We start from the raw sequence: 24,097 nt of genomic DNA, 5'->3' as shown, positions 1-24,097 counted from the left end.
GATCGACGGCCGTGTGGCGGGGAGGCGAATGGCGATGCCGAAGGGCATCGCCATTTGTCTTTGTGGCGCCGGTAGTGTTTAGCCTTCGCGGAACAGGAAACTGTAGGCGTTCAGCGCAGGCACGCCGCCCAGGTGCGCATACAGCACTTTCGATCCCTCCGGAAATTCGCCGAGCCGCACCTTGTCGATCATGCCGTGCATCGACTTGCCTTCGTAGACGGGATCGGTCAACACGCCTTCGAAGCGCGCGCACAGGCGGATCGCTTCGAGCGTGCCTTCGTTCGGCAGGCCGTATTCGGGCCCGCCGTAACGCGTATCGAGCACGACGTCCTGCGCGGTGATGTCGCGACCCAGATCGACCAGTTCCGCCGTGTGTTTCGCGATGCGCGTAATCTGCTCGCGCGTCTGCTCCGGTTTCGCCGAAGCGTCGATGCCGATCACGCGATCCGCGCGTCCGTCCGCCGCGAAGCCGACGATCATGCCCGCCTGCGTGCTGCCCGTCACCGAGCACACGACGATGTAGTCGAACTTGAAGCCGAGTTCGGCTTCCTGCTGCCGCACTTCTTCCGCGAAGCCGACGAAGCCCAGCCCGCCGAGCGGGTGCTCGGAACAGCCGGCGGGAATCGGGAACGGCTTGCCGCCCGTCGCGCGCACGCTTTCCATCGCGTCTTCCCAGCTCTTGCGAATGCCGATATCGAAGCCGTCGGCCACGAGCCGCACGTCCGCCCCCATGATGCGCGACATCTGGATATTGCCGACGCGGTCATACACGGCGTCGTGATAGTTGACCCAGTTCTCCTGCACGAGCACGCACTTCATGCCGAGATGCGCGGCGACGGCCGCGACCTGGCGTGTCTGGTTCGACTGGATGCCGCCGATCGACACGAGCGTATCGCAGCCTTGCGCGAGCGCTTCGGGAATCAGGTACTCGAGCTTGCGCGTCTTGTTGCCGCCGAACGCGAGACCGCTGTTGCAGTCCTCGCGCTTCGCGTAAAGCTGAACCTTGCCGCCGAGGTGATCGGAGAGGCGCTTGAGCGGCTGGATCGGCGTCGGCCCGAAAGTGAGGGGATAACGGGGAAAGCGTTGCAGGTTCATGGTCGAGGTCCGTTGGTCTGGGAAGGGCTTGCATCGCGCGTCGGCCACTTGCGCCGGACGCCGCGCGAACGATGCCGCGCTGGGAAACATGATAGAAAAGTCCCGGCGAAATGAGCTTGCGAAATAAATGGCTTACGGCTACTTTGAAAGCGAAATTTTCATCCGTGACTTTCTTTCGTTTCTTCGGATAGACCATGTGCGCAACAAAATTACGCCGTCAGGCATCAACGGAAGCCGCGCCGCTCGCGCAACTCGACCGCATCGATCGCGCGATCCTCAAGCAGCTTCAGCAGGACGCGTCGATCTCGAACGTTGCGCTTGCAGCCAAAGTGAAGCTCAGCGCGCCCGCCTGCTTGCGGCGGGTCGAAAGGCTCAAGGAAATGGGCATGATCCGCGCGACGGTTGCGCTGCTCGATCCGAAAGCGGTCGGCGCGGGGATGCTGGTGGTGATCGGCGTGGTGCTCGACCGCTCGACACCCGACACCTTCGCCGCCTTCGAAAAGGCCGCGCAAAAAGTCTCGGGCTGCATGGAGTGTCACGTGGTCACGGGCGAATTCGATTACTTCATGCTCGTGCGCACGCGCGACAGCGAGAGCTTCAACCGGCTGCACGCGGAGCAATTGCTGTACCTGCCAGGCGTGCGGCAGATCCGCAGCTTCATGGTGCTAAAGGAAATCCTCTCGACGACGAAGTTTCCGCTGTGAAGCACAGCCAACCAGTTTGCTCAGGGTTAAATAGGCATTCCGGCGGCACGTTCATGCTTATACAATAGCCTTGCAGAGAGGCCATATTCAGGGCAATGAGCGACGACGATAAAGACATTGGCAGCGTAGTGAGGCGAGAAGCGGGACAGGATACGCAACCGCCTCATCCGCGCAAGGAACAGGATGCTGCTGCAAGCGGCATGGACACGCACGTCGGAGACTTCAGCAGCGAATGGCTGCGCCTGTGGGCCGAATCCACCACCGATTATTCAATCTACGCACTCGCGCCCGACGGCACGATCATCAGCTGGAACCGCGGCGGCGAGACCATCCAGGGCTATACGTCCGACGAGATTCTCGGCCAGCACGTGCGCGTGACGTATCCCGACGAAGACCAGCGTTCGGGTCACCCCGAGGCAGCGCTGCAACGCGCGCACGAAAGCGGGCGCGACGAAACGGAAGGCTGGCGCGTGCGCAAGGACGGCACGCTCTTCTGGGCCAACGTCATTGTCACGGCGCTCTATTCGCCGGGCGGGGAACTGCTCGGCTACGGGCGCGTCGAGCGTGACATCAGCGACAAGAAGAACGCCACGGACGCCGCGCTCGAAAGCGACCGGCGCTTCCGCTTGCTCGTCCAGGGCGTGAACGATTACGCGATCTTCATGCTGTCGCCGGAAGGCTGCGTGACGAACTGGAATCCGGGCGCCCGCCGCATCAAGGGCTATACGGACGAGCAGATCATCGGCTCGCATTTTTCGTGCTTCTATACGCCCGAAGACGCGGCGGCGGGCGTGCCGAAGCGCGGCCTCGAAACGGCTGCGCGCGAAGGCCGCTGGGAAGCCGAAGGCTGGCGCGTGCGGCGCGACGGCAGCCGGTTCTGGGCGCACGTCGTGATCGATGCGATCCGCGACGAAAGCGGCACGCTGATCGGCTTCGCGAAGATCACGCGCGACATCACCGAGCGCCGTCAGGCCGCCGAACTGCTCGACCAGACGCGCAACGCGCTGTTTCAATCCCAGAAAATGGAAGCGCTCGGCAAGCTGACGGGCGGCGTCGCACACGACTTCAACAACGTGCTGCAAGTGCTGCGCGGCAATCTGGAACTGCTGGGCGCGAGGCACGACGATGCCTGGAGCCGCTCGCGTATCGGCCGCGCGATCGAGGCCGTCGAGCGAGGCTCGAAGCTCGCGTCGCAACTGCTCGCGTTCGGACGCCGTCAGGCGCTGCAACCTGTCCCGAGCAGTCTCGGCGACGTGCTGCACAACATGGAAGACCTGTTGCGCCGCGCGCTCGGCGAGCGTGTGCGCGTGCGCATCCACGAGGCGCGCGGCGGCGAGCTGTGGAACGTGCTGGTCGATACGCATCAGCTGGAAAACGTGCTGCTCAATCTCGCCATCAATTCGCGCGACGCGATGCCGGAAGGCGGCATGCTGACGTTCGGTCTGTCGAATGCGGTGCTCGATGCGCAGACGGCCGTGACCGCGCAGATCGATCCTGGCGAATACGTGAAGATGACGGTCACCGACACGGGCACGGGCATGAGCGCCGATGTCGCCGAGCGCGCCTTCGATCCGTTCTTCACGACCAAGCCCGAGGGGCAGGGCACGGGGCTCGGCCTGAGCATGGCGTATGGCTTCGTGCTGCAAAGCGGCGGCCATATCGAACTGGCGAGCACACCGGGCGTCGGCACGACGGTGACGATCTATCTGCCGCGCTCGACAGATACGCCCGTCGCGCGAGCCGCCAGTCCCGCGGAACCGCAAACCGGCGACGACCTGCGCGGCGACGAAACCGTGCTCGTCGTCGAAGACGACCGGCGCGTGCAGCTGACGGTAGTCGATCTGCTCTCGCAGCTCGGCTACGGCGTGCTGACCGCGAACGACGCGACGGAAGCGCTGACCGTGCTGCGCAGCGGCGCGAAGGTCGATCTGCTGTTCAGCGACGTCGTGATGCCGGGCCCGTTGCTGAGCCCGGAAATGGCGCGCCAGGCGCTATTGATGCGGCCGTCGTTGAAAGTGCTGTTCACGTCGGGTCATACGCGCGACACGATGGGTCTCGACGCGCAGTTGCGGCGCGGCGCCGATCTGCTGCAAAAGCCGTATAGCCGCATGCAGCTCGCGCGCAAGATACGCGAAGTATTCGACGGCACGCGGCACGCGACGCAAAACGAAGCGCTGCGCGGCGCGTCGCCTGTTCTGCAGATTCTCATTGTGGAAGACGATCGCGATGCGCGCGACGCGCTGTGCGAACTGCTCGCGATGCTCGGTCATACGTTCGAAGCCGTGGGTAACGCAGAGGAAGCATTGCAGCGCCTGCAACTGCATCCGTTCGATGTGCTGCTCACCGATCTCACGTTGCCGGGCATGTCCGGCTTCGATCTCGCGCGTGCTGCAATCGCGTTGCGCGCGGCGCAACGTGTCGTGTTTTCATCGGGGCTGGATGCGCAGACGTCCGACACAACGCTGCCGTTCGAATGGACCGCGTTGCGCAAACCCTATTCGCTCGATCAACTGAAGGCTGCGCTCGACGCACAGGCCTGAGCTACATACCGCGCATCGTCACTTGTTGGTCTCGCGTGCCGCTTCGCGCTGCGCGAGCTTGCCCGCTTCCCGCAGCGCCGCGACGATCGCCGCATACGCGCGATCGCGCGTCGCTTCATCGGGCGCACGCAGCGCGAACGACGGATGATAAGTCGGCACGACATGCAGGCCGCCATGTTCGAGCACCTTGCCGACGACCGCCTGCAGCCGGGCGTCGCGATCTTCGAGTATCGCCTTGAGGGCAGTCGCGCCGAGCGCGACGAGCACGCGCGGACCCACGGAAGCCAGTTCGCGTTCCAGCCAGTAATGACATGCATCGATCTCGCGCTGTGCGGGCGTCTTGTGCATGCGCCGCTTGCCGCGCGGTTCCCACTTGAAATGCTTGACGGCGTTCGTCACGTACACGTCGCGACGGTCGACGCCCGCGTCCTTCAACGCGTCGTCGAGTAACTGGCCCGCGGGCCCGACGAACGGCATGCCTTGCAGGTCTTCCTTGTCGCCCGGCTGCTCGCCGACCATCATGATGGGCGCATGTTTCGGCCCGACACCGCCTACCGCCTGCGTCGCGCGCGACCAGAGCGCGCAGCGCCGGCAATCTTCGAGTCGTCTGGGTTGCTGGTCCGGTTCGACAGGTGACGCGGCCTGCGAGGCTTGCTTCGTCTCGCCGGTTTCATCCGTCGAAGGGGGCGCGGGTTTGCGGGTGCTCATGATGTCTGAATCGCCATGCATGTGCGGGCAGGTGAGCAATACGCGTTCCCTTCAGTTGCACGAAAGAATTCGGAAGCGGAATTGAGTGGAGCAGCGGAATGTTTTTTGCGCCCATGTAGCAAGGCAGTTTCCGAATCAACCACTCTGGAGGCCAGCATGAGCACACTCAATCCCGACGACGAACAACGCCCCGTGGTCAAGCAGACGGGACACGACAACGCATCGCTGGGTCCGAGCGATTCGTCGGATAGCGGCAGCGACATGGCGGGCGCGAAGCGTCATGAGTTCGACGTCGACGACGAACTCGACAACCACGCGCTCGAAACGGGCGAAGCCGAACTCGCCAGCGACAGCGATCGCGCCGGCACGGGCGAACGCGCGTCGGCCGATGGCGATTCGACGCTCGAACAGAACGAGGACATCGACGTCGACCGGGTGATCAGCGCGACGGGCGAAGAAACGTCCGAAGGCATCGCGGGCGAGATGATCGAAGGCTCGGATGAAGGCGCGGAAGACGAAGCCGCAGCCGCAGCGGAAGACGAAGCGCGGCAGAAACGCCGCAAATAGTTGTGCGCGAACGCAGCGCGGGCGCATGCCTTGCTCAAGTCATGACATTGGCGGGCGGCGTCCGCGAACGAGGATTTGCGACGCGCCGCCGCCCATTTATCGAACGAAGTCTGGAACAAGGGAGGCATCATGTCGCTCATCGTTGCCGCACGATTCACCACATTCCCCGCAGCCGAATCCGCCGCCGAACGTCTGTTCAGCGCGGGATTCGTCGAAGAAGATGTATCGCTGTTCTTCGTCAATCCGCGCGGCCAGCATGCGCGATTTCCGATTGGCGGCGATGAAAACAAGGACGCCGCCGCCATCGATACGCCGAAGGGCGCGGGCATGGGCGTGACGATCGGGGCCGTCGCGGGCGCCGTGATCGGCGTCGGCATTTTTACGGCGTTCTCCGCACCTGTACTGGTGTCGGCGATTGCCGCCGGGGTCGGCGCATACATTGGCTCACTGATCGGCGCGATGTACCGCACGCGCGGCGGCGGTAAGGGCGCGCATCGCGAAGCCGTGCATCATCATGAAGAGCGCGACTCGGGCGTGCTGCTCGCCGTGCATGTCACGCCGGAAACGCAGCATACGGCCACGCATGTGCTGCGCGAGGCGGGCGGCGCGTCGATCGAACGTGCGACGGGGCGCTGGCAGCAGGGTCGCTGGGCCGACTTCGATCCGCTGCGGCCGCCGCAGCCGGTGCAGGCCGAACGCGGCATGGAAGGGCGCACGGAACGGCACGCCTGATTTTCATCGACGTAAAACAAAAGCAGCGCACGGCATCGTGCCGCGCGCTGCGTTCTTTCATCACGCTTTCGCTAGTCTCAGTCACTAGCCATCAACGTAGCCATCAACGGGCGCCTTCTGCATCGTCCTCTTCTTCATCGTCCAGGTCGTCCTCGAGATCGTCATCGTCGTCGAGGGTGATCCGGCCCATGCCGACGCCCGCGTCCTTGTCCGCGTAGGGTTGGCGAGGGGCGTTTTCGTCCGGGGCGTAATTCTTTCTAACCATTGGCAGCTCCATGAAGAAAGTTGAACGAACCCGCAGAGCGCGCAAGCGTCGCACCTGCACTTCACTGCGAACTACTAATAATGCTCTCGTGCGATCCGCGCAACCAGTGGCAAATGATCCGATGCGACACGCGCGGCCATGCTGCGGTGCACCTGCACGTCGAGCAGGCGGTCGGCGGGGTGCATCCAGATGCGGTCGAGCGCGAAGACGGGCAGCCGCGACGGAAAGGTGCGCGGCGCCGGCGCCGCCCGAAAATGGGTGACGAGCATGCGCAGCGCGTGACCCCACACGAACCATTCGTTGATGTCGCCCATCAGCAGAACAGGCATGCGCGGTGTATCGAAAGCGGAAATCAGTGCGCGGATCTGCGCGCGCCGCTCGCGCGCCGACAGTCCCAGGTGCGTCGCAACCACGCGCAGTGCCGTGCCCGGACCATCCGTTTCCACGTCGACATCCAGCGCGCCGCGCGCTTCTCGTTTGCCGAACGAAAGATCGAGCGCGCGCGTCGCGCAGATCGGCAGACGGCTCAGGATCGCGTTGCCATAGCGGCGTTCGGGCGTATCGAGCGTCGGTCCCGCGACGGCATCCATGCCTGTCATCTCGCGCAAGACGGGCAGCGCGCCTGGCGCAAAACTGCCGCCCAATGGCACTTCCTGCAATGCAACGATATCGGCGTCGAGTTCGCGGATCACATGCGCGATCCGCTCGGGCGACGCGCGCCCGTCTGTGCCGATCGTGCCGTGAATGTTGTATGTCGCGATGCGCAATGCACGGACATCGACGGTCGCGGTCTGCTCTTGCAAGGTAGAGAAGTCGGTCTCGTTCATGAGCGGCGCGCAAAGAAGCGTTGCAACGCGACGGACAGCCCGACGAGCGTGGCGCCGATCAGCGCGACGAGCGCCAGCCCTGTCATCGACGGATGACGCACGGCGGCGACGAGCTGATGCGCGAACGTCGTCGCGAGCACGATGCCGGGCGTCATGCCGAGCACGGTGCCCGCCAGATAATCGCGCAGGCTGATATGTGACGCGCCCGCCGCGAGATTGATGATCGTGAACGGCGCTACGGGCACGACGCGCAGGATAACGACCGTCACGAAGCCCTTTTTGCCGAGCTTTTCGCTGATCCGGTTGATGCGGCTGCCCGCGAGTTTGCGCACGGCGTCGTGACCGAGCGCGGCGCCCGCATAGTACGTGATGCACGCCGAGATCATCGTGCCCGCAAACGCATACGCGCTGCCCCACAACGCGCCGAACACGAAACCGCTCGCGGCGATCAGCAGCGTGACGGGCACTGACACGCTCGCCGCAATCGCGTACAGCGCAACGATCGCGAATGGTCCGAGCGGCGATGCATGCACGCGCTGTGCGCCGTGCACGAGCGTCGCAAAGCTGACGGCGTCGCGCAACGGCGTGAAGCGCCACAGCACGGCGAGTGCGACGACGATCAGCGCGAGCGTGCCGAGCGCGAGCAGCTTGCCCGTCAGCGGGCGGCTGCGCTCTTCGGGCAGAAAGTGGCGCACGAGTTCGTGCGGCGCGACGGGCGCTTCGGCATCGAGCACCGACATGCGCGACGCCAGATCTTCGAGGTCGCCGGACACGACGGGATCGAGCGGCATCAGCGTGCGTTCGCCGTGACGCAGTTGCGCGATCGCTGCGTTCAGACGCTGCGTGCCGAGCGCGCTTTGCACGTCGGCGGGCGAGACGTCGAGATGTTCGGCGAGCAGCCGGTTGCGCACCGACGCGATCACTCGCTGCACGCGCGAATCGCCGCGCGCTTCGAGCGTGATATTGCATTCGGTGTCGAGCACCATCGAGCGATTGTTGAGATTCGCGCTGCCGACGATCAGCACGTCGTCGTCGACGGTCATCAGTTTGCTGTGCACGTTAATGAACTGGCCGCCCGTGGTCGGCGCATACATCGCGTAACGTCCGCGTTCGTCTGCCTGTTTCAGGAGGCCATGCAGCCGCGCGCGCAGCACGCCCATCGTCGCTTCCTGCAGCCAGCCGCTGGTCCGTTCGGGACCGACGACGGCGATATCGGGACTGTCGGCATCGGCGAGACGCGCGGCGAGCGCGGCACCCACACGGCTTGCCGTGAAGTACTGGTTTTCGATGTAGATCGTGCGCTTCGCGGAGGCGATCGCGTCGACATACAGTTGCTGGATCTGCTCGACGAGCGGCCGTCCTTCGAAGGCCGGCTGCGTCAGCGAAATGCCGAGTTCGACCTCTTCGATGTCGGCGGCGATATCGGCCGGCCAGATGCTGGCGGCATCGTACGCGAGCGAAGTGGAGTCGGGCGTGGCGTCGATTGCCTTGGTCGTCGCGCGCAGCCATCGTTCGCGCACGAGCAGACTCACGGCATGCGCGGCGGGGCCGTCGAACATCGCCTGCACGTCGTGCATCGGCTGATAGGGCGTGGCGCCTCCATTGCGTCGCAACGGCGCGTGCGGATGATGCTCGGGCGTGTCCCAGCGCGAACGTGTCAGATCGATGCCGCCGACGAACGCGAGCCCGTCGTCGATCACGACGATCTTCTGATGATGCGACGCGCCGAGGGGATGCCGTCCGTCCTGCCGGAAGCGGATGCGCCGATGCGTGCGCCAGCCGAGCTTGTACACGGGCAGCCATTCGCGTTCGAACGCGTACAGCATCGCGAAGTCCCACGCGAGCACGTAGATCCGCAGATGTCGGTTCGCTTCGGCCAGAGCGCAGAGAAAATCGGCAAGCGGTGCGGGCAGGCCGTCGGGCGCACCGCCCGGCACGAGTTCCAGACGGCTGTCGATATCCCAGCCGACGATGTAGATGCTATGGCGCGCGCGGATCATCGCTGCGCGCAGCGTCTCGAAGTATTCAGCGGCGTCGATCAGGACGCGGAAATGATGCGCGTGCTCCTTGCGCTCGCAGGTGTGACGCGGGCGCAGCAGGCTCGGCGCGATGCTCGTGTGACGGCTCGCTGTGCGGGTGTCGATCGTCGGTGGCTCGGTGGCGGTTTCGGTGGCTGTGCGGGTCAGGTTTTGCGTCATCGGCATGGTGTGCTTCTCGTTGCGGATGCAAGAAAGAAGCCATCGCGAACATACGATGAAACGGGCAGCAAACGATGTTCCTCGCCGATGTTCCTCGCGACAGGAACACCGCTTGCCGCAATCATCGGTGCAGGCGTGTCGCGCAATGCGCGGCGCGCGAACCCGTGTTCAACCCTGAAGCGTTCAACCCCAAAAGAGGACATTGATCATGAAGCAATCGATGAGCACGCAAATGGCGCAACCGAAGGCTCAACCGAATCATCCCGCCACCCCGCGTCAACCGAATCGCGACGGCGGACAGCAACAGCAAAACCAGAAGCCGCCGCCGCATCAGGGCGGACAACGCCAACCTTGACGCGATCCGGATCGAAACCGGCATGCCGATGCGCACAGCGTCACGATGCGAGCCTGCAAACCTTCCAGGCCCACATGTAGATGTTTCAGCGCGTGTCGCATGCAATGCACGGATGTTTTCAGCGATGTTTCCAGCAGGAATGCCCATGACGATCGCGGTGCTGCCCGGCGACCGGCGCGATATCGCCGAGACGCTCGGCCGCTATTTCGAGGCGCGGCATGTTCCGTTTCGCATCGAGGAACTGAGCAACGGCATGCTCTATATCGGCTTCGATGCGGAAGGACAACGCGCGTCGGTGACAGTGTCGTTCGACGACGAAGCGCTCGATGCATATACACAATGGGACATCGTGCAGAAGCGCCGGTCGCTGGCGCGCATCGCGGTGGAGTTCGAAAAGCTGATGCAGCGACGTCATGGCACGGCGCTCGCTGGCGACTTCAGGATCAACCGGTTCTGAACAGCACTGAACGAAGCACTGAACGGGAGCAACGAGATGGAACAGAAACAACCCGACAAGCAGGATGATCGAAAGAAAACAGGTACGACCACTGAGCCTGGCGAGCCGACGGAAACGATGAAGGCGACGAATCCGCCTCGTTCGAATCCGCATCCGAAGCAAACGGCCGAAGTGCCGCTAGGCAGCGGCGACCGGCCGGAGCCGCCGGGTGCAGGCGGGAGTCCGTCGCACAACAGCGAATAGCGAATCAGTACACCGCGCATCGCACGACATCGTGCGATGCGCGGTGCGCTTCAACCCAATGCTTTTAAGCCGACTCGGCGATCTTCGTCGCGTCGTCGAGAGTCAACGGCTTGCGCAGCGCTTCCACCAGCATCCCCGTCTGTTTCTCGCGATTGCATCCGACAGCCGCGACCAGCTTCCCTTTATCTCCCAGCAGCGCGATGAATTCGAACGTATCGGGCGTGCCCGTGAAGCGCGTTTCGTCCCAGTGCTTCGCGTGGCCGAGATATTCGAACGTCTTGCCGAAGTGATAGGTCCAGAAAAACGGCACCAGCGGTTCCTTCGGCGGCATGCCGAGCATCGCGTGCGCGGCGATGCGCGCTTGCTGCTGCGCGACGCGCCAGTGCTCGATCCGCACGCGCTCGCTAACGGGCGCCTGCAATTCGAAGCGCGCGATATCGCCCGCCGCGTAGAGGCCATCCGGGCCATCCTTCACGCGCATCGACGAATCGACGTTGAGGCTCTTGTCTTCGTTGCGCGTCACGCCGTCGAGAAAATCCGTCGCAGGCGTCACGCCGATACCCGCAACGATGAAGTCGCATGACACGGTGTCGCCGTTGTCGAGTGTCACGCGCAGCGCGCCGTCGCCATCGGCATCGCCAGGCTCGACGGAACGCGCTTGACGTCCCATACGCACCTTCACGCCATGCGCCTCGTGCAGCCGCATGAACAGTCTGCCGAGTTCGGGACCGAACTGCTTTTCGAACGGCACATTGCCCGGCGACACGACCGTTACACGCAGCTTGCGCTCACGCAGCGCCGACGCCACTTCCAGTCCGACGAAACTCGCGCCGAGCACGAGCGCGTGTTCGCCTTGCTGCGCGGTTTCAACGAGACGGCGCGCGTCGTCACGATTGCGCAGCAGACGGATGCGCGGCTTGACGCTGTCCGCCTCGCTGCCTTGCAGCGTTAGCCGCTTCGGAATGCCGCCCGTCGCGACCAGCGCGGCGTCGTAGCGGATCGACGGTGCGCTGCCGATATCGATGCGGCGCGCTTTCGCATCCAGCGTCGTGACTTCGGCCTGGATCCGGTCGACGCCGTGCTTCGCGAAAAAGTCGTCGGGCAGCAGGGGCGGAATGTCGTCGACGGGCATCTCGCCGGACGGCACGAATTTACTCAACACGGTGCGGTCGTACGGCGTGCGCGGCTCGCGATCGATCAGCGCGATACGGCCCGCGAAACCCGCTTCGCGCAGCGCGGCGCAAGCGGCCGCACCCGCCGCGCCTGCGCCGACGATCGCGAAGGTGCGCTGGTCTGCAGCCGTTGCCGGTTTCGTTTCCGACGGCTCCGGCGTGCTGCCGACGAGCACATCGTCGTGTTCGATCCGCACGGGATAACGCGTCAACGGCAGCAGCGCGGGCGGCTCGACGAGCGCGCCTGTGGCGATGTCGAACGTCCCCTTGTGCCACGGACAGATCAGCCGCCCATCGCAGAGCGCGCCCTGTTCGAGCGGCGCGCCCGCATGCGGACAATCCGCGCTGTAGGCATGCACCGTATGGCCGCGACGGATCAGCAGGATCGGCGTGCCGTCCGCCTCGATGCGCTTCATGCCGTTGTCAGCGAGATCGGAGAGCCGGGCAGCTTTTTGCATTGTCGTGTTGGTGGTCATCGTTGTCCTCGTCGGAATCGGCAGCGCAGCGAAGGTGGTGCGCCGTATGCGGGAGGCGCGTTCGCCGCATGTCTTTGCTGGTCCGCAATCGCCATGCCGTCTACGAGACACGCGGCGGATCATGGGCACGTCGCTTGCATAGTGGCTCGCAAGCGCCTGCGAAGCGACCGCACTGTCGGCGGCGCAGCAACGAATCCGATGCCTTCGCAGGCCTTCATCAAGGAGCAACGCATGAACGATATCGGCCACGATCCCCTGCGGCGCGCCGCGCCCGCTGCGTGGTACATCAACAGCGGACTGCGTCTGAACGACGAGGAGCCGGACGCCGACATCGAGCCGCGACGCTATGCGCTCGTTCCGGCACTCGAGCAATATCTGGCGAGCGTGCGTTATGGCGACGAGCAGTCGGCGAGCCGCGCGGCCACGCTCGATGCGCTGCGTGCGCGCGGCATGGACTGGCTGCCGCTGCCGGGCCGCGGCGAAACGGCGACGCGGTGGCGCGGCCTCGCGGCTGTCGCGGCGTGCGATCTGTCGCTGGTGAAGCTCTACGAAGCGCACACCGATGCGCTCGCGATTCTCGCGGAACTGGATCGCGCCGAACTCGCCGACGACGGCAACTGGGCCGTCTGGGCTGCCGAGCCGCCGAACGCGAAGCTGATCGCGCGCGCATCGGGAGGTGGCGACGCGTTGACGCTCGAAGGCGAGAAGCCGTGGTGTTCGGGCGCGCCGCACGTCTCGCATGCGTTGGTGACGGCGTGGCGCGACGACGAGCCAGTGTTGGCTGCCGTCGAACTGTCGCAGCCTTCCATCTCGATCGATTCCGCTGGCTGGCAGGCCGTCGGCATGCGCGCGACGGGCACGAGCAGCGTGCGCTTCGACGGCGCGCGCGCCGTGCAGATCGGCGACGTGGGCGCGTATCTGTCGCGTCCGGGCTTCTGGCATGGCGGCGCGGGTATCGCCGCGTGCTGGTACGGCTGCGCCGCCGCACTCGCGTCGATTCTGCGCGACAGCGTGAAGCGTCACGCGAACCCGCATGCGTGCGCGCATCTCGGTGCCGCCGATGCCGAACTGTCCGCTGTCGCTGCGCTACTGCGCGAATCGGCGGCATGGATCGACGCGCATCCACGCGACGATGCGCAGCAATGCGCGCTGCGCGTGCGCGTCGCCGTCGAACAGGCGGCCGGGCAGGTGATGGAGCATGTGTCGCGCGCGCTCGGCGCGGTGCCGTTCTGCACCGATGCGTGGTTCGCTCACGCGATCGCCGATCTACCCGTGTTCCTGCGTCAAAGCCATGCGGAACGCGACGAATGTGCGCTCGGACAGACTTTGCTCGAAGACAGCGACGGCGCGGATCACCCCTGGAATCTGGGCCAGCCTTGAGGTTCCGCGCACATGTCGAACATGCCATTCCCCGCCGCCTATTTCGACGATCTGTATCGCCAGGACGACGACCCCTGGGACTATCGCGAAAGCTGGTACGAACGCCGCAAGCGTCAGCTGACGGTGGCGGCGCTGCCGCGCGAGTGCTATCGCGCCGGCTTCGAACCGGCGTGCTCGAACGGCGAATTGTCGGCGCTGCTCGCACAGCGTTGCGATCGTCTGCACGTGTGCGATATCAGCGAGCACGCCGTGCATCTGGCGCGCGAACGTCTCGCCGACAGGCATAACGTCACCTTCGAGCAACGCGCGATTCCCGAGCAATGGCCCGACGCGAGCTTCGATCTGATCGTGATCGGCGAGTTGTGCTATTACCTGTCGCGCGAAGCGACGGCGGAGCTTGCGCAGCGCGCATGCGCGTCGTTAACCCAAGACGGCACGCTCGTCGCGTGTCACTGGCGGCATCCGTTCGAAGGCAAGCTGCAAACGGCCGACGATGTGCACGCGACCTTCGACGCGCTGCCCGCGCTGAACCGCATCGTCCAGCATGCGGAGCACGATCTGCTGCTCGACGTGTGGTCGAAGGATGGGCAATCGGTTGCGCAATGTGAGGGGCTCGCATGATCGGCATCGTGATCCCCGCGCACGACGAAGAAGAACTGCTCGCCGATTGCCTGCAGGCGGCACGCATCGCGGCTTCGCATCCGGAACTGCGCGGCGAATTCGTGAGAATCGTTGTGGCGCTCGATAGCTGCACGGACCGTTCGGCATCGATCGCGCGCTGTTTCGATGCGCACGCGCTGACGCTCGACGTGCGCAACGTTGGGATGGCGCGCGCGGCAGGCGCGGCGGCGTTACTGGAGCAGGGCGTGCGCTGGCTCGCGTTCACCGATGCCGACAGCCGCGTTGCGCCCGACTGGCTCGTCGCGCAACTCGCGCTCGATGCAGAAGCGGTGTGCGGCCCGGTGATCGTCGAAGACTGGCGCGAGCACGACGAACTGACCCGCGACGCGTTCTATCGCGCGTACATGAACGCCGATGGGCATCGGCATATTCACGGCGCGAATCTCGGCGTGTCGGCGCGCGCGTATTGCCGTGTCGGCGGATTTCCGCCGCTTGCGTGCAGTGAGGATGTCGCGCTGGTCGGGCTGCTGGTCGAGACGGGCGCGCGGATCGCGTGGAGCGCGGCGCCGCGCGTGGTGACGAGCGCGCGGATTACGTCGAGGGTGCGGGGCGGGTTCGGCGATACGCTGGCGGGGCTGGTTGCGGACGAGTGCGAATGACGCGCCGTGCGTCGCTCAGGCAGGGTTTTTCGTATCGACTTCGTAGCGCGCCAGAAACATATCCGCCGACGTTTCCGCGATCTTCGTCTGTTCATCCGCTGAGAGAGGCGGCTGGCCCATCGTCACCTGCGGCCAGAACGCAAATCCCTTCACCAGACCATGCAGCTGCTGCGCGGCGAAAGCCGGGTCGGGCCTGTTCAGCCGGCCATCGGCGGCTGCGGCACGGATCCACACAGTCAAACCTTCTTCGCGCTCGCCGATGCGCGCCACCATGTCGCGCGCGCGCTCGGGCGAATGAATGCCCGCCGCGATCGCCACGCGCGCGAGCGACATGAAGGCGTCGTCGTTCAGCAGGCGCAGCTTCTGCGCGAGCAGGTCGATCAACTGCGGACGCAGCGGCTTATCCGCGCGATAGCCGGGCGCATCGCCCGCCTTGCTCGCGTCCCATAGCTGCTCGAGGATCGCCGCGAACAGCGCTTCCTTGCTCGGAAAGTGGTTGTAGACCGTGCGCTTCGACACGCTCGCGCGCGCCGCGATGCGGTCCATGCTGGTGGCGTCGAAACCGGCCGCGCGAAATTCGTCGATGGCCGCTTCGATCACGGCCGCGCGCTTGCGATCGGTCAGACGGGAAAGTGTGGTGCTGTCGTCCATCTTTTAATTTTACACCGCCGGGTTTACTTTTTGAGATAATAAACTACACTGTGCAGTCTACCTTCTGTTCACTTTCCGTTCGGGCGACGCTTCGCATGAAATCGATCATCGGCAACATCAGTCAGATTCTGGGATTCGCCGCGGCGCAACGCGGTCGCGAACTGTCCAGCGCGTCGCCGCAGCATGACGGCGAGCGCTTTCGCAATGTGAAGCCGCGGCCAGTCGAGGGTTTCGGCAAGACACTGCGCATCGCGTGGAACGTGCTGTTCAACAAGCCCGACGGCACGATGCCGTCTGCCGCGCTGCCCGTCGAATCGCTGACACGCGCCGATCTCGACGCGGCGCCCGACGGCAGCCTGTTCCGGCTTGGTCATTCGACGATGCTGCTCAAGCTGCGCGGCCAGTTCTGGCTGACGGACCCGGTTTTCGCGGAGCGCGCGTCGCCGTTCAAACGGATGGGGCCGAAGCGCTTTCATGCGCCGCCCATCGCGCGTGAAGACTTGCCGCCGTTGCGCGGCGTGATCCTGTCGCACGATCACTACGATCACCTGGATCGCGAGACGGTGCTCGCGCTGGCCGCGACGACGGGCGTGTTCCTGACGCCGCTCGGCGTCGGCGACCGGCTGATCGAGTGGGGCGTCGATGCCGCGAAGGTGCGTCAGTTCGACTGGTGGCAGGGCGTCGAGGTCGAAGGCGTGCAGTTCACGGCGACGCCCGCACAGCATTTTTCGGGGCGTAGCCTGTTCGACGGTAACAGCACGCTGTGGGCGTCGTGGGTGATCGTCGACGGCGATCTGCGCGTATTCTTCAGCGGCGACACGGGCTACCACGACGGCTTCAAGACGATCGGCGAGCGGTTCGGTCCGTTCGACGTCACCTTGATGGAAACGGGCGCGTACGACGCGCAATGGCCGTACGTCCACATGCAGCCCGACCACACCGTGCAGGCGCATATCGATCTGCGCGGGCGCTGGCTCGTGCCGATCCATAACGGCACGTTCGATCTGGCGATGCATCGCTGGCAGGAGCCGTTCGAGCGTGTGGTCGGACTGGCCGCCGCGCACGGTATCGCGCTCGCGACGCCGCGCATGGGCGAGCGGCTCGATCTCAATGCGCCGCATCGCGGTGAGCGCTGGTGGCGCGAAGTGCTCGATGTCGTCGATGCACCCAAACCGGCGCGCCGTCGTGCGTCGTGCCGTCCGGCGGGACAGAGCAACGCCTGATAGCGTTTCGCACCGGCATTGCCGCGAATAAGCGCGCTTCGTGAAGGAGCGCGCTTTTTTTGCGCGTGTGATTTTGGCCTGCGACGATGGCGCGCTGTGACTTGCTGCTGACGCAGCAGGTTCATGCAAGGCTGCACGAAGCGCGCTAAGGTATGCCTTCACGTATGCCTTCACGCGTGCATTCGAAGCAAGTCTTCAACCGATCGATGCGAAGTCCACGGAGTTCCAACTGATGAGCGAAACCACGCAGTTCTGGATGGTCGAGGGCGCGCCGACCCCTGTCGGCCCGTTTTCACACGCGACGGAATCGGGCGGCTGGGTGTTCGTCACGGGCCAGATGCCGACGCTGCCCGACGACGACGCAGCGCCCTTGCCCGAAGGCGTCGCCGCGCAGACCAAGCGCGTGATGGACAACCTCGTGCTGGTGCTCAAGGGCATCGGTCTCGGGCTCGAACATGTCGTGTCGGCGCGTATTTTCCTGACCGAGTTCAAGCGCGACTACGCGACGATGAACGCCGTCTACGCCGCGCATTTCCCGCCGGGACGTTTGCCTGCGCGGACCTGCGTGGGCGTGACGGGGCTCGCCCGCGATGCGCTCGTCGAGATCGATTTCATCGTGCGGCGTCCGGGCTGACGTGGTTCCGGGCGATGCCTCGTTCCTTTGAATCTCCGTCACGCCGCGGCTTCTTGAGAAGCGCGCTGATGATGCCGCTCGCGTTGTCGGCTGCGTCGCTCGTGGAGGCACAGGACAAGGCTTCGCCACGCATGGAAACCCGCAAGATTCCGTCGACGGGCGAGCCGTTGCCTGTCGTCGGTTGCGGTACGTGGCGCACGTTCGATGTCGGCGACGATCCGCAAGGCCAGGCGAGGCTCGCGGAAGTGCTGAAGGTGCTGTTCGCGGCAGGCGGCTCGGCGATCGATTCGTCGCCGATGTACGGTTCGTCCGAAGCCGTCGCGGGCACGTTGCTCACGCGGCTCGACGCGCATGGCAAGGCGTTCGTCGCCACCAAGGTCTGGACGCAGGGACGCGAAGCGGGCATCGCGCAGATGGAGCAGTCGATGCGCCGCCTGCAACAGCCGCGCATCGATCTGATGCAGGTGCACAACCTCGTCGACTGGCGCACGCAACTCACCACGTTGCGCGACTGGAAAGCGCGCGGGCGCGTCCGCTATATCGGCATCACGCATTACACGTCGAGTGCGTTCGACGAGGTAGCGAGCGTGATGCGCAGCGAGAAGCCCGACTTCGTGCAGATCAACTACGCCGCTGACGATCGCGATGCTGAACAGCGTATCCTGCCGCTCGCGCACGAGCTGGGGATCGGCGTCGTGATCAACCAGCCGTTCGGCGGCGGCGGGCTGCTGTCGCGTGTCAGCAGGACGCCGCTGCCCGCGTGGGCCGCGGATATCGGCTGCACGACGTGGGCGCAGATCCTGCTGAAATTCGTGCTCGCGCAGCCCGCCGTGACCGTCGTGATTCCGGGCACCGGCCGCCCGGAATACATGGCCGACAACGTGCGCGCGGGCGTCGGCCCGTATCCGGACAAGGCGCTGTGCAAGCGCATCGTCGAGGCCGTCGGCGGTTGACGTCGTGCGTTACGAAGCCGACGTCTTCAGCAACACGGGATCGTTGCGATAGATCTCCGGGAACATCTGCTTCAGGTAGGTGATCTTCGGCAGATCGTTGATCGCGATGTACGGCGAATCGGGATGCAGCACCAGGTAGTTCTGGTGATACTGCTCGGCGGGATAGAAGCCCTTGAAGTCCTCGACCTTCGTCACGATCGGCGCATTGAACACCTTCGCCTTGCCCAACTGCGCGATGTACGCCTGCGCGATCGCGCGCTGCTCGGCGTTCTGCGGAAACACGGCCGAGCGATATTGCGTGCCGTGATCGGGGCCCTGGTAGTTCAGCTGCGTCGGATTGTGTGCGACCGAGAAGAAGATCTGCAGCAGACGGCCATAGGTGATCTGCGTCGGGTCATACGTGATTCGCACCGATTCCGCGTGGCCCGTTTCGCCATCGCTGACGGTCTCGTATTGCGCAGTGTTCGCTGCGCCGCCCGTGTAGCCGGAGGCAACCTGCTGCACGCCTTTCACGTGCTCGTACACGCCCTGAACGCCCCAGAAGCAGCCGCCCGCGAAGACGGCTGTTTCCGTATGCGTGGCGCCCACTTTTTCGTCCTGCGTGGGCGCGGGAATCCGCACCGCCTGTTCCGCCGACGCGACGTGTTGCCAGGCAATCGCGCCCGCGCCGATCGCGACGCACGCCGCGATGCGTCCCGCCGATGTGCGCGTCCAGCCGAATGCGTTTGCGATGAGTTTCTTGTTCATCTTGAGTCGTCCTCGAATAACTAAATCAACAATTAACCGAACGTGAATGCGTAAGCCTCGACACCCGGATCGAGAAACTCGATCGAAAAGGTGTGGTCGGTCACGTTGCCCGTTTGCCGCACGAGCTGATACAGACGCTGTTCCGTGACGACGCCCGTGCCGTCGGCATTCACATCCGTGCCGCGTGCATCGCCAGGTGCGTTGCCGTCGATCGTCACGCGGAAGTGCACCGGCTTGCCGTTTGCGCCCGGCCCGAGCACGAGATGCAGATCGCGCGCATGGAAGCGATAGACGATGCGTCCGTCCGGCGCGTCGAGCGTCGCGTGCTCGGCGCCCACTTTCCAAGTGCCCGCGAGTCCCCAGTCGTTGACGTCGAGGCTCGACGGCGCGGCGTAGGCGCGTGCGTGGTTCGGCGCTTCGCCGCCCGGCGACATGAAGTTCTCGGCGCGCGTGTAGCCGATGTACGTTTCCGGCGACATCATGTCGTTGCCGTCGGCGGCGGCTTCGACGCCTTTCGCGTGCTGTTCGAGTCCCGTCGCCACCTGAGCCGCTTCGGAATGACCCGCTTCCGCGAGCAGTTGCTGGATGATCTTTTCCGACTGCTCGTACTCGCCTTCGCCGAAGTGGTGATGGCGGATGCGGCCCTGCGCATCGACGAAATAGTGCGCCGGCCAATACTGGTTGCCGAACGCGCGCCAGATCGCGTAGTTGTTGTCGATCGCGATCGGATAATCGACGCCGAGATCGTGCGAAGCCTTCTTCACGTTGTCGATATTGCGCTCGAATGCGAACTCGGGTGCATGCACGCCGATCACGACGAGTCCCATGTCGCGATACTTCTGCGACCACGCTTTCACATACGGCAGCGTGCGCAGGCAGTTGATGCACGAGTACGTCCAGAAGTCGACGAGCACGACCTGGCCTTTCAACTGGTCAGCCGTGAGCGGCGGCGAATTGAGCCACTGGACGGCGCCCGTCAGCGGCGGCAGCGTGCCTTCCACAGGCAGCGGCGCAGCATCCGTCGACGCGCGCATCATCGTGCCCGCGGGCTGGGTCTGGGTATTGGCCGTCGCTTTCATCGCAGGCGCGTTCGCGGACATCATCGAATCGTTGCTAGTGGGCTTCGGCGGCGAGAACTTGTCGACGAGATGCTGTTCGATGCCGCCCGTCGCGACCGTCGAGATCTTCGTCAGCACGCCCGTATCGAAGCCGAGTGCGATTGCCACGACGCCGCACAGCATCGCCGCGCCGATCCCGCGCCGCACCCATTCGCCCGCGCCGAGCGAGCGCTTCATTGCCGCAAACACCCGGCCGCCGATCAGCAGCGCGATCGCCAGCGAGGTCGCCGCGCCCGCCGCATACGCGAGCAGCAACAACGTCGTGCCGACGCTCGCGCCGCGCAGCGCGGCGCCCGTCAGCACGAGGCCGAGGATCGGGCCCGCGCACGGCGCCCACAGCAAACCCGTCGCGATGCCGAGCAGGAACGACGAGCCGATGCGCGGCTTGTCGCCGTCCTTCTGTGCGAGCGCGGTGAGCCGGTTGCCCGCGCTGACGAGCGGGTGCATCAAACGATCGGCGAGACGCGGCAGCAGCAGCGTCAGGCCGAACACACCGAGCAGCACGATCGCGATCCAGCGGCCGTACTGGTTAGCCTGCGTGACCCAACCGCCACCGACGGCCGCCAGCGTCGCGACGAAGGCAAAGGTGAGCGCCATGCCGCCGAGCAACGGCAGGCCGGAGCGCACGAACGGCTGGTCAGCGCGCGCGAAGACGAAGGGCAGCACGGGCAGAATGCACGGACTCAGGATCGTGAGCGCGCCGCCGAGGTAAGCGAGGACGATGAGTAACATGATCGTTGGATGGTTGATCGTGCGAAGTTAGATAAGTCAGGCGGCGCGCGGCGTGAAAGTCATCGCGAGTCCGTTCATGCAGTAGCGCAGTCCCGTCGGTTTCGGGCCGTCGTCGAACACGTGACCCAGATGGCCGCCGCAGCGCCGGCAATGCACTTCCGTGCGCACCATGCCCCACGAGCCGTCCTCGCGCGTCGCAATGGCGTGATCGAGCGGCGCCCAGAAGCTCGGCCAGCCCGTGTGGCTGTCGAACTTCGTGCTCGACGCAAAGAGGTCGAGGCGGCATCCCGCGCAGGCGAACACGCCGCTGCGGTGCTCGTCGTTCAGCGGGCTGCTGAACGGGCGCTCGGTGCCTTCCTCGCGCAGCACGTGGTATTGCGCGGGCGTGAGCTGCTGGCGCCACTGCGAATCGGAATGCATGACTTCGAAGCGCGCGGCGGCACCGCCAGCCGCACCGCCAGCCGCACCGCTGCTGGATGCATCCGGCGCGCCCGCGGCGAGCGCGCGCCAGTTCGTAAGGGCTGCCAGCGCCGCCAGCGCGCTGCCACCCGTCAACAGGAACTGCCTGCGGCTTTTCATCGTGTGCTCCTTCGTGCGACTCGATTGAACGTGGCCGTAGCGTAAGTCCGCCGTGATCTCAGGGTCCTCACGGAAACTTAAATTAATTGTGATAACCCGGCGGCCGAATTTTCTGCACAATGTCAGGGCAGTAAACGTTGTATGACGACGTTTCATCCCACTTATCTGGTCAATTCTTTTCAAGCGAGCCGATGGACCACCCGAAGCGCGTACTGATCGTCGAAGACGACGTCGACATTGCGAATGTGCTGAGCCTGCATCTGCGGGACGAGCGCTACGAAGTCGTGCACAGCGCCGACGGCAACGAAGGGCTGCGGCTGCTGGAGCAGGGCAACTGGGACGCGCTGATCCTCGACCTGATGCTGCCGGGCGTCGACGGTCTGGAGATCTGCCGCCGCGCCCGCGCGATGGCGCGCTATACGCCCATCATCATCACCAGCGCGCGGTCGAGCGAAGTGCACCGGATACTCGGCCTCGAACTCGGTGCGGACGACTATCTCGCGAAGCCGTTTTCCGTACTCGAACTGGTCGCGCGCGTGAAGGCGCTGCTGCGGCGCGCCGACGCGATGGCGAAAGACGCGCGCATGGAAGCGGGCAGCCTGAATCTCGCGGGGCTGTTCATCGACCCGCTCACGCGCGAAGCGACCGTGAAAGGCAAACGGATCGAACTGACGCCGCGCGAATTCGATCTGCTGTACTTCTTCGCGAGCCGTCCGGGCAAGGTGTTTTCGCGGATGGATCTGCTCAACGCCGTGTGGGGCTATCAGCACGAAGGCTACGAGCACACCGTCAACACGCACATCAACCGGCTGCGCGCGAAGATCGAAGACGACCCCGCGCAGCCGACGCGCATCCTGACGGTCTGGGGACGCGGCTACAAGTTCGTCGCCGACCCGGCCGCGCACGAGGGAGAAGCGCCGTGAACCTGTCATTGACCCAGCGGCTGTCGCTGGTGTTTTCGGTGTTGCTGCTCGCGTGCTGCGGCGCGTCGGCGTGGCTGCAGATCCGTTCGAGCGATCTGCACGAGAAGGAAGTCATTCAGAGCCTGTCGCGCGATCTGGCGTCGCATATCGCGCGCAATCCGGCCTTGTCGGACGACAGCGGCGACGGCACGCGCAAGGCAGCCATGCGGGAGATTTTCGGGCAGTTGATGGTCGTCAATCCGAGCGTCGAGGTGTATCTGCTCGATCAGAACGGCCATATCGAAGGCGACGACGCGCCCGCCGGGCATCTGAAGCGGATGCAGGTCGATGTAAAGCCCGTGAGGCAGTTCATCGCCGGTGACGCGCTGCCGATTCTCGGCGACGACCCGCGCAGCATCGACGGCCGCAAGGTCTTCAGCGCTGCGCTGCTGCCGCACACAGGAAACCGTCCGCCCGAATACCTGTACGTCGTGCTCCAGGGCGAAGCGCACGACGAACTCGCGGCGCGCGTCGCGGCGAGTTCGGTGTTGCGCACCACGTTATGGTCGATGGCGCTTGTCGCGTTGCTGGGTCTGGTTGCCGGTCTGATGGCGTTCGGTCTGATCACGCGGCCGCTGCGCCGTCTCACCGACGCGATGCGCCAGTTCGACGCGAACGGCGAACCCGGCACGCCGCCCACGCTGCAGCATGCGGCACGCGTCGCGCCACCCAACTCACGAGACGAAATCGCGACGCTCGAATCGACCTTCGCGCAGATGGCCGAACGCATCGGCCAGCAATGGCGCGAACTGACGCGGCAGGACCAGGAGCGGCGCGAACTGGTGGCGAACATTTCACACGATCTGCGCACGCCGCTGACGTCGCTGCACGGCTACCTCGAAACGCTGTCGATGAAAGCGGATTCGCTGACGGACGCCGAGCGCAAGCGCTATCTCGCGATCGCGCTTGCACAGAGCGTGAAGGTTGGACGGCTCGCGCAGTCGCTGTTCGAACTCGCGCGACTCGAACACGGCAACGTGCAGCTCGCGCTCGAAGATTTCTCGCTCGTCGATCTGCTGCAGGACGTGTTCCAGAAATTCGAGTTGTCGGCGGAAGCGCGGCATATCCACTTGCGCGCGGGCATCGCACCGCGTCTGCCGAACGTGACGGCCGATCTCGGCATGATCGAGCGTGTGCTGACTAACCTGCTCGACAACGCAATCCGTCACACGCCCGACGACGGCGCCGTCGATGTCGATCTCGCCGTGCGCGACGGCAAGGTGTCGGTGACGGTCAGCGACACAGGGCCGGGCATGTCGGCCGAAGTGCGCGCGCGGCTGTTCCAGCGCGCGTTCACGTCGGGCGGCGCGCATCGCGGCGGGCTGGGGCTGCTGATCGTGCAGCGCATGCTGCAGTTGCACGACAGCCAGATACGGCTCGTCGAACGCGAAGGCACGACCTTCTGCTTCGAACTGCATCCCGTTGGCAGCGTGCAGAAGGGCGGCCGCGCGGTGGCATCCGTCCAGTAACGCGTTCACGCATCGGCCGTTTGAAAACAC

General features: G+C 65.0%; 25 protein-coding genes. 15 read left to right on the top strand and 10 right to left on the bottom strand.

Going from position 1 to position 24,097, the window contains the following annotated elements; all coding sequences use genetic code 11:
* Positions 1-78: 78 nt before the first annotated feature.
* Complete coding sequence (locus QEN71_RS09955) at positions 79-1,095, bottom strand: 1-aminocyclopropane-1-carboxylate deaminase (RefSeq protein ID WP_201649209.1); 1,017 nt, start codon at positions 1,093-1,095, stop codon at positions 79-81.
* Positions 1,096-1,289: 194 nt separating this feature from the next.
* Between QEN71_RS09955 and QEN71_RS09950 the strand changes: the two genes are divergently transcribed.
* Entirely contained in the window at positions 1,290-1,799 is a 510-nt protein-coding gene (locus QEN71_RS09950) for an Lrp/AsnC family transcriptional regulator (protein ID WP_201649210.1), read from the top strand.
* A gap of 95 nt (positions 1,800-1,894) precedes the next feature.
* Positions 1,895-4,339, top strand: a complete 2,445-nt coding sequence (locus QEN71_RS09945; protein ID WP_201649211.1) for a hybrid sensor histidine kinase/response regulator — start codon at positions 1,895-1,897, stop codon at positions 4,337-4,339.
* Between the two features lie 18 nt (positions 4,340-4,357).
* On the opposite strand, the gene QEN71_RS09940 is transcribed toward QEN71_RS09945, so the two are convergent.
* Positions 4,358-5,047 (bottom strand): UdgX family uracil-DNA binding protein, encoded by a 690-nt coding sequence (locus QEN71_RS09940; RefSeq protein WP_201649212.1) that lies wholly within the window; start codon positions 5,045-5,047, stop codon positions 4,358-4,360.
* A gap of 156 nt (positions 5,048-5,203) precedes the next feature.
* Between QEN71_RS09940 and QEN71_RS09935 the strand changes: the two genes are divergently transcribed.
* Positions 5,204-5,614 carry a chemotaxis protein gene (locus tag QEN71_RS09935; protein ID WP_233471729.1) on the top strand — a complete coding sequence of 137 codons (411 nt, stop codon included), beginning with the start codon at positions 5,204-5,206 and terminating at the stop codon, positions 5,612-5,614.
* Positions 5,615-5,743: 129 nt separating this feature from the next.
* On the top strand, positions 5,744-6,346 hold the full coding sequence (locus QEN71_RS09930) for a hypothetical protein (RefSeq protein WP_201649213.1): 603 nt from the start codon (positions 5,744-5,746) through the stop codon (positions 6,344-6,346).
* Positions 6,347-6,449: 103 nt separating this feature from the next.
* Here QEN71_RS09930 and QEN71_RS09925 read toward each other — a convergent pair whose 3' ends face one another.
* The 3 genes from QEN71_RS09925 to QEN71_RS09915 form a co-directional block, all read right to left on the bottom strand.
* Positions 6,450-6,611, bottom strand: coding sequence for a hypothetical protein (locus QEN71_RS09925; protein WP_155995741.1), 162 nt, complete (start codon positions 6,609-6,611; stop codon positions 6,450-6,452).
* 74 nt (positions 6,612-6,685) lie between these two features.
* Positions 6,686-7,438 (bottom strand): endonuclease/exonuclease/phosphatase family protein, encoded by a 753-nt coding sequence (locus tag QEN71_RS09920; protein WP_201649214.1) that lies wholly within the window; start codon positions 7,436-7,438, stop codon positions 6,686-6,688.
* Positions 7,435-9,642: a VTT domain-containing protein gene (locus tag QEN71_RS09915; protein ID WP_201649215.1), complete on the bottom strand. Its 2,208-nt coding sequence runs from the start codon at positions 9,640-9,642 to the stop codon at positions 7,435-7,437. Before QEN71_RS09915 ends, QEN71_RS09920 begins: the two co-directional genes overlap by 4 nt.
* 202 nt (positions 9,643-9,844) lie before the next feature.
* Between QEN71_RS09915 and QEN71_RS09910 the strand changes: the two genes are divergently transcribed.
* The 3 genes from QEN71_RS09910 to QEN71_RS09900 all read left to right on the top strand — a co-directional run bounded on the left by QEN71_RS09910 (position 9,845) and on the right by QEN71_RS09900 (position 10,691).
* Complete coding sequence (locus QEN71_RS09910) at positions 9,845-9,991, top strand: hypothetical protein (RefSeq protein WP_201649216.1); 147 nt, start codon at positions 9,845-9,847, stop codon at positions 9,989-9,991.
* Positions 9,992-10,136: 145 nt separating this feature from the next.
* A complete protein-coding gene (locus tag QEN71_RS09905) occupies positions 10,137-10,448 on the top strand; it encodes a hypothetical protein (protein ID WP_201649217.1) in 312 nt (103 codons plus the stop codon).
* Between the two features lie 36 nt (positions 10,449-10,484).
* On the top strand, positions 10,485-10,691 hold the full coding sequence (locus QEN71_RS09900) for a hypothetical protein (protein WP_201649218.1): 207 nt from the start codon (positions 10,485-10,487) through the stop codon (positions 10,689-10,691).
* Between the two features lie 64 nt (positions 10,692-10,755).
* Here QEN71_RS09900 and QEN71_RS09895 read toward each other — a convergent pair whose 3' ends face one another.
* Entirely contained in the window at positions 10,756-12,339 is a 1,584-nt protein-coding gene (locus QEN71_RS09895; RefSeq protein WP_201649219.1) for an FAD-dependent oxidoreductase, read from the bottom strand.
* A 231-nt stretch (positions 12,340-12,570) separates the two neighbouring features.
* Between QEN71_RS09895 and QEN71_RS09890 the strand changes: the two genes are divergently transcribed.
* Genes QEN71_RS09890 through QEN71_RS09880 form a run of 3 tightly spaced genes read left to right on the top strand, consistent with a single transcriptional unit; the run spans position 12,571 to position 14,999 of the window.
* Positions 12,571-13,719, top strand: coding sequence for an acyl-CoA dehydrogenase family protein (locus QEN71_RS09890; RefSeq protein WP_201649220.1), 1,149 nt, complete (start codon positions 12,571-12,573; stop codon positions 13,717-13,719).
* A 12-nt stretch (positions 13,720-13,731) separates the two neighbouring features.
* Positions 13,732-14,340: a class I SAM-dependent methyltransferase gene (locus QEN71_RS09885; protein WP_233471730.1), complete on the top strand. Its 609-nt coding sequence runs from the start codon at positions 13,732-13,734 to the stop codon at positions 14,338-14,340.
* Positions 14,337-14,999, top strand: coding sequence for a glycosyltransferase (locus tag QEN71_RS09880; protein WP_201649221.1), 663 nt, complete (start codon positions 14,337-14,339; stop codon positions 14,997-14,999). The genes QEN71_RS09885 and QEN71_RS09880 overlap by 4 nt, the downstream gene beginning before the upstream one ends.
* A 15-nt stretch (positions 15,000-15,014) precedes the next feature.
* Here the strand turns inward: QEN71_RS09880 and QEN71_RS09875 are convergent, their stop codons facing one another.
* Complete coding sequence (locus QEN71_RS09875) at positions 15,015-15,650, bottom strand: TetR/AcrR family transcriptional regulator (protein ID WP_201649222.1); 636 nt, start codon at positions 15,648-15,650, stop codon at positions 15,015-15,017.
* A 95-nt stretch (positions 15,651-15,745) separates the two neighbouring features.
* Between QEN71_RS09875 and QEN71_RS09870 the strand changes: the two genes are divergently transcribed.
* The 3 genes from QEN71_RS09870 (at position 15,746) to QEN71_RS09860 (ending at position 18,460) form a co-directional block, all read left to right on the top strand.
* The gene (locus tag QEN71_RS09870; RefSeq protein WP_201649223.1) at positions 15,746-16,873 is read left to right on the top strand and encodes an MBL fold metallo-hydrolase; all 1,128 of its coding nucleotides are present in this window, start codon (positions 15,746-15,748) and stop codon (positions 16,871-16,873) included.
* Between the two features lie 232 nt (positions 16,874-17,105).
* Positions 17,106-17,507: a RidA family protein gene (locus QEN71_RS09865; RefSeq protein ID WP_201649224.1), complete on the top strand. Its 402-nt coding sequence runs from the start codon at positions 17,106-17,108 to the stop codon at positions 17,505-17,507.
* A 68-nt stretch (positions 17,508-17,575) separates the two neighbouring features.
* Positions 17,576-18,460 (top strand): aldo/keto reductase, encoded by an 885-nt coding sequence (locus tag QEN71_RS09860; protein WP_377790663.1) that lies wholly within the window; start codon positions 17,576-17,578, stop codon positions 18,458-18,460.
* Between the two features lie 9 nt (positions 18,461-18,469).
* Here the strand turns inward: QEN71_RS09860 and msrA are convergent, their stop codons facing one another.
* The 3 genes from msrA to msrB are packed head-to-tail and all read right to left on the bottom strand — an operon-like array spanning position 18,470 to position 21,636.
* On the bottom strand, positions 18,470-19,207 hold the full coding sequence (msrA, locus tag QEN71_RS09855) for a peptide-methionine (S)-S-oxide reductase MsrA (RefSeq protein ID WP_201649226.1): 738 nt from the start codon (positions 19,205-19,207) through the stop codon (positions 18,470-18,472).
* A gap of 32 nt (positions 19,208-19,239) precedes the next feature.
* The gene (locus tag QEN71_RS09850) at positions 19,240-21,057 is read right to left on the bottom strand and encodes a cytochrome c biogenesis protein DipZ (protein ID WP_201649227.1); all 1,818 of its coding nucleotides are present in this window, start codon (positions 21,055-21,057) and stop codon (positions 19,240-19,242) included.
* Positions 21,058-21,093: 36 nt separating this feature from the next.
* On the bottom strand, positions 21,094-21,636 hold the full coding sequence (gene msrB / locus QEN71_RS09845) for a peptide-methionine (R)-S-oxide reductase MsrB (protein ID WP_201649228.1): 543 nt from the start codon (positions 21,634-21,636) through the stop codon (positions 21,094-21,096).
* A 191-nt stretch (positions 21,637-21,827) separates the two neighbouring features.
* Here msrB and QEN71_RS09840 point away from each other — a divergent pair, with 191 nt between their 5' ends.
* Together QEN71_RS09840 and QEN71_RS09835 are read left to right on the top strand one after the other, a co-directional pair.
* Complete coding sequence (locus QEN71_RS09840; RefSeq protein WP_201649229.1) at positions 21,828-22,559, top strand: response regulator transcription factor; 732 nt, start codon at positions 21,828-21,830, stop codon at positions 22,557-22,559.
* Positions 22,556-24,067, top strand: coding sequence for a sensor histidine kinase (locus tag QEN71_RS09835; RefSeq protein WP_201649230.1), 1,512 nt, complete (start codon positions 22,556-22,558; stop codon positions 24,065-24,067). The genes QEN71_RS09840 and QEN71_RS09835 overlap by 4 nt, the downstream gene beginning before the upstream one ends.
* Positions 24,068-24,097: the final 30 nt, after the last annotated feature.

The sequence above is a fragment of the Paraburkholderia sabiae genome (assembly GCF_030412785.1).
In the GTDB taxonomy this organism is placed as follows: Bacteria; Pseudomonadota; Gammaproteobacteria; order Burkholderiales; family Burkholderiaceae; genus Paraburkholderia; species Paraburkholderia sabiae.
Note: the sequence above shows the minus strand (reverse complement) of the source record. Positions and strands in the feature narration are given on the sequence as shown.

Coding starts and splice junctions, on each gene's coding strand:
- QEN71_RS09955 (WP_201649209.1), bottom strand. CDS start 1,095: ATGAACCTGCAACGCTTTCCCCGTTATCCCCTCACTTTCGGGCCGACG.
- QEN71_RS09950 (WP_201649210.1), top strand. CDS start 1,290: ATGTGCGCAACAAAATTACGCCGTCAGGCATCAACGGAAGCCGCGCCG.
- QEN71_RS09945 (WP_201649211.1), top strand. CDS start 1,895: ATGAGCGACGACGATAAAGACATTGGCAGCGTAGTGAGGCGAGAAGCG.
- QEN71_RS09940 (WP_201649212.1), bottom strand. CDS start 5,047: ATGAGCACCCGCAAACCCGCGCCCCCTTCGACGGATGAAACCGGCGAG.
- QEN71_RS09935 (WP_233471729.1), top strand. CDS start 5,204: ATGAGCACACTCAATCCCGACGACGAACAACGCCCCGTGGTCAAGCAG.
- QEN71_RS09930 (WP_201649213.1), top strand. CDS start 5,744: ATGTCGCTCATCGTTGCCGCACGATTCACCACATTCCCCGCAGCCGAA.
- QEN71_RS09925 (WP_155995741.1), bottom strand. CDS start 6,611: ATGGTTAGAAAGAATTACGCCCCGGACGAAAACGCCCCTCGCCAACCC.
- QEN71_RS09920 (WP_201649214.1), bottom strand. CDS start 7,438: ATGAACGAGACCGACTTCTCTACCTTGCAAGAGCAGACCGCGACCGTC.
- QEN71_RS09915 (WP_201649215.1), bottom strand. CDS start 9,642: ATGCCGATGACGCAAAACCTGACCCGCACAGCCACCGAAACCGCCACC.
- QEN71_RS09910 (WP_201649216.1), top strand. CDS start 9,845: ATGAAGCAATCGATGAGCACGCAAATGGCGCAACCGAAGGCTCAACCG.
- QEN71_RS09905 (WP_201649217.1), top strand. CDS start 10,137: ATGACGATCGCGGTGCTGCCCGGCGACCGGCGCGATATCGCCGAGACG.
- QEN71_RS09900 (WP_201649218.1), top strand. CDS start 10,485: ATGGAACAGAAACAACCCGACAAGCAGGATGATCGAAAGAAAACAGGT.
- QEN71_RS09895 (WP_201649219.1), bottom strand. CDS start 12,339: ATGACCACCAACACGACAATGCAAAAAGCTGCCCGGCTCTCCGATCTC.
- QEN71_RS09890 (WP_201649220.1), top strand. CDS start 12,571: ATGAACGATATCGGCCACGATCCCCTGCGGCGCGCCGCGCCCGCTGCG.
- QEN71_RS09885 (WP_233471730.1), top strand. CDS start 13,732: ATGTCGAACATGCCATTCCCCGCCGCCTATTTCGACGATCTGTATCGC.
- QEN71_RS09880 (WP_201649221.1), top strand. CDS start 14,337: ATGATCGGCATCGTGATCCCCGCGCACGACGAAGAAGAACTGCTCGCC.
- QEN71_RS09875 (WP_201649222.1), bottom strand. CDS start 15,650: ATGGACGACAGCACCACACTTTCCCGTCTGACCGATCGCAAGCGCGCG.
- QEN71_RS09870 (WP_201649223.1), top strand. CDS start 15,746: ATGAAATCGATCATCGGCAACATCAGTCAGATTCTGGGATTCGCCGCG.
- QEN71_RS09865 (WP_201649224.1), top strand. CDS start 17,106: ATGAGCGAAACCACGCAGTTCTGGATGGTCGAGGGCGCGCCGACCCCT.
- QEN71_RS09860 (WP_377790663.1), top strand. CDS start 17,576: ATGATGCCGCTCGCGTTGTCGGCTGCGTCGCTCGTGGAGGCACAGGAC.
- msrA (WP_201649226.1), bottom strand. CDS start 19,207: ATGAACAAGAAACTCATCGCAAACGCATTCGGCTGGACGCGCACATCG.
- QEN71_RS09850 (WP_201649227.1), bottom strand. CDS start 21,057: ATGTTACTCATCGTCCTCGCTTACCTCGGCGGCGCGCTCACGATCCTG.
- msrB (WP_201649228.1), bottom strand. CDS start 21,636: ATGAAAAGCCGCAGGCAGTTCCTGTTGACGGGTGGCAGCGCGCTGGCG.
- QEN71_RS09840 (WP_201649229.1), top strand. CDS start 21,828: ATGGACCACCCGAAGCGCGTACTGATCGTCGAAGACGACGTCGACATT.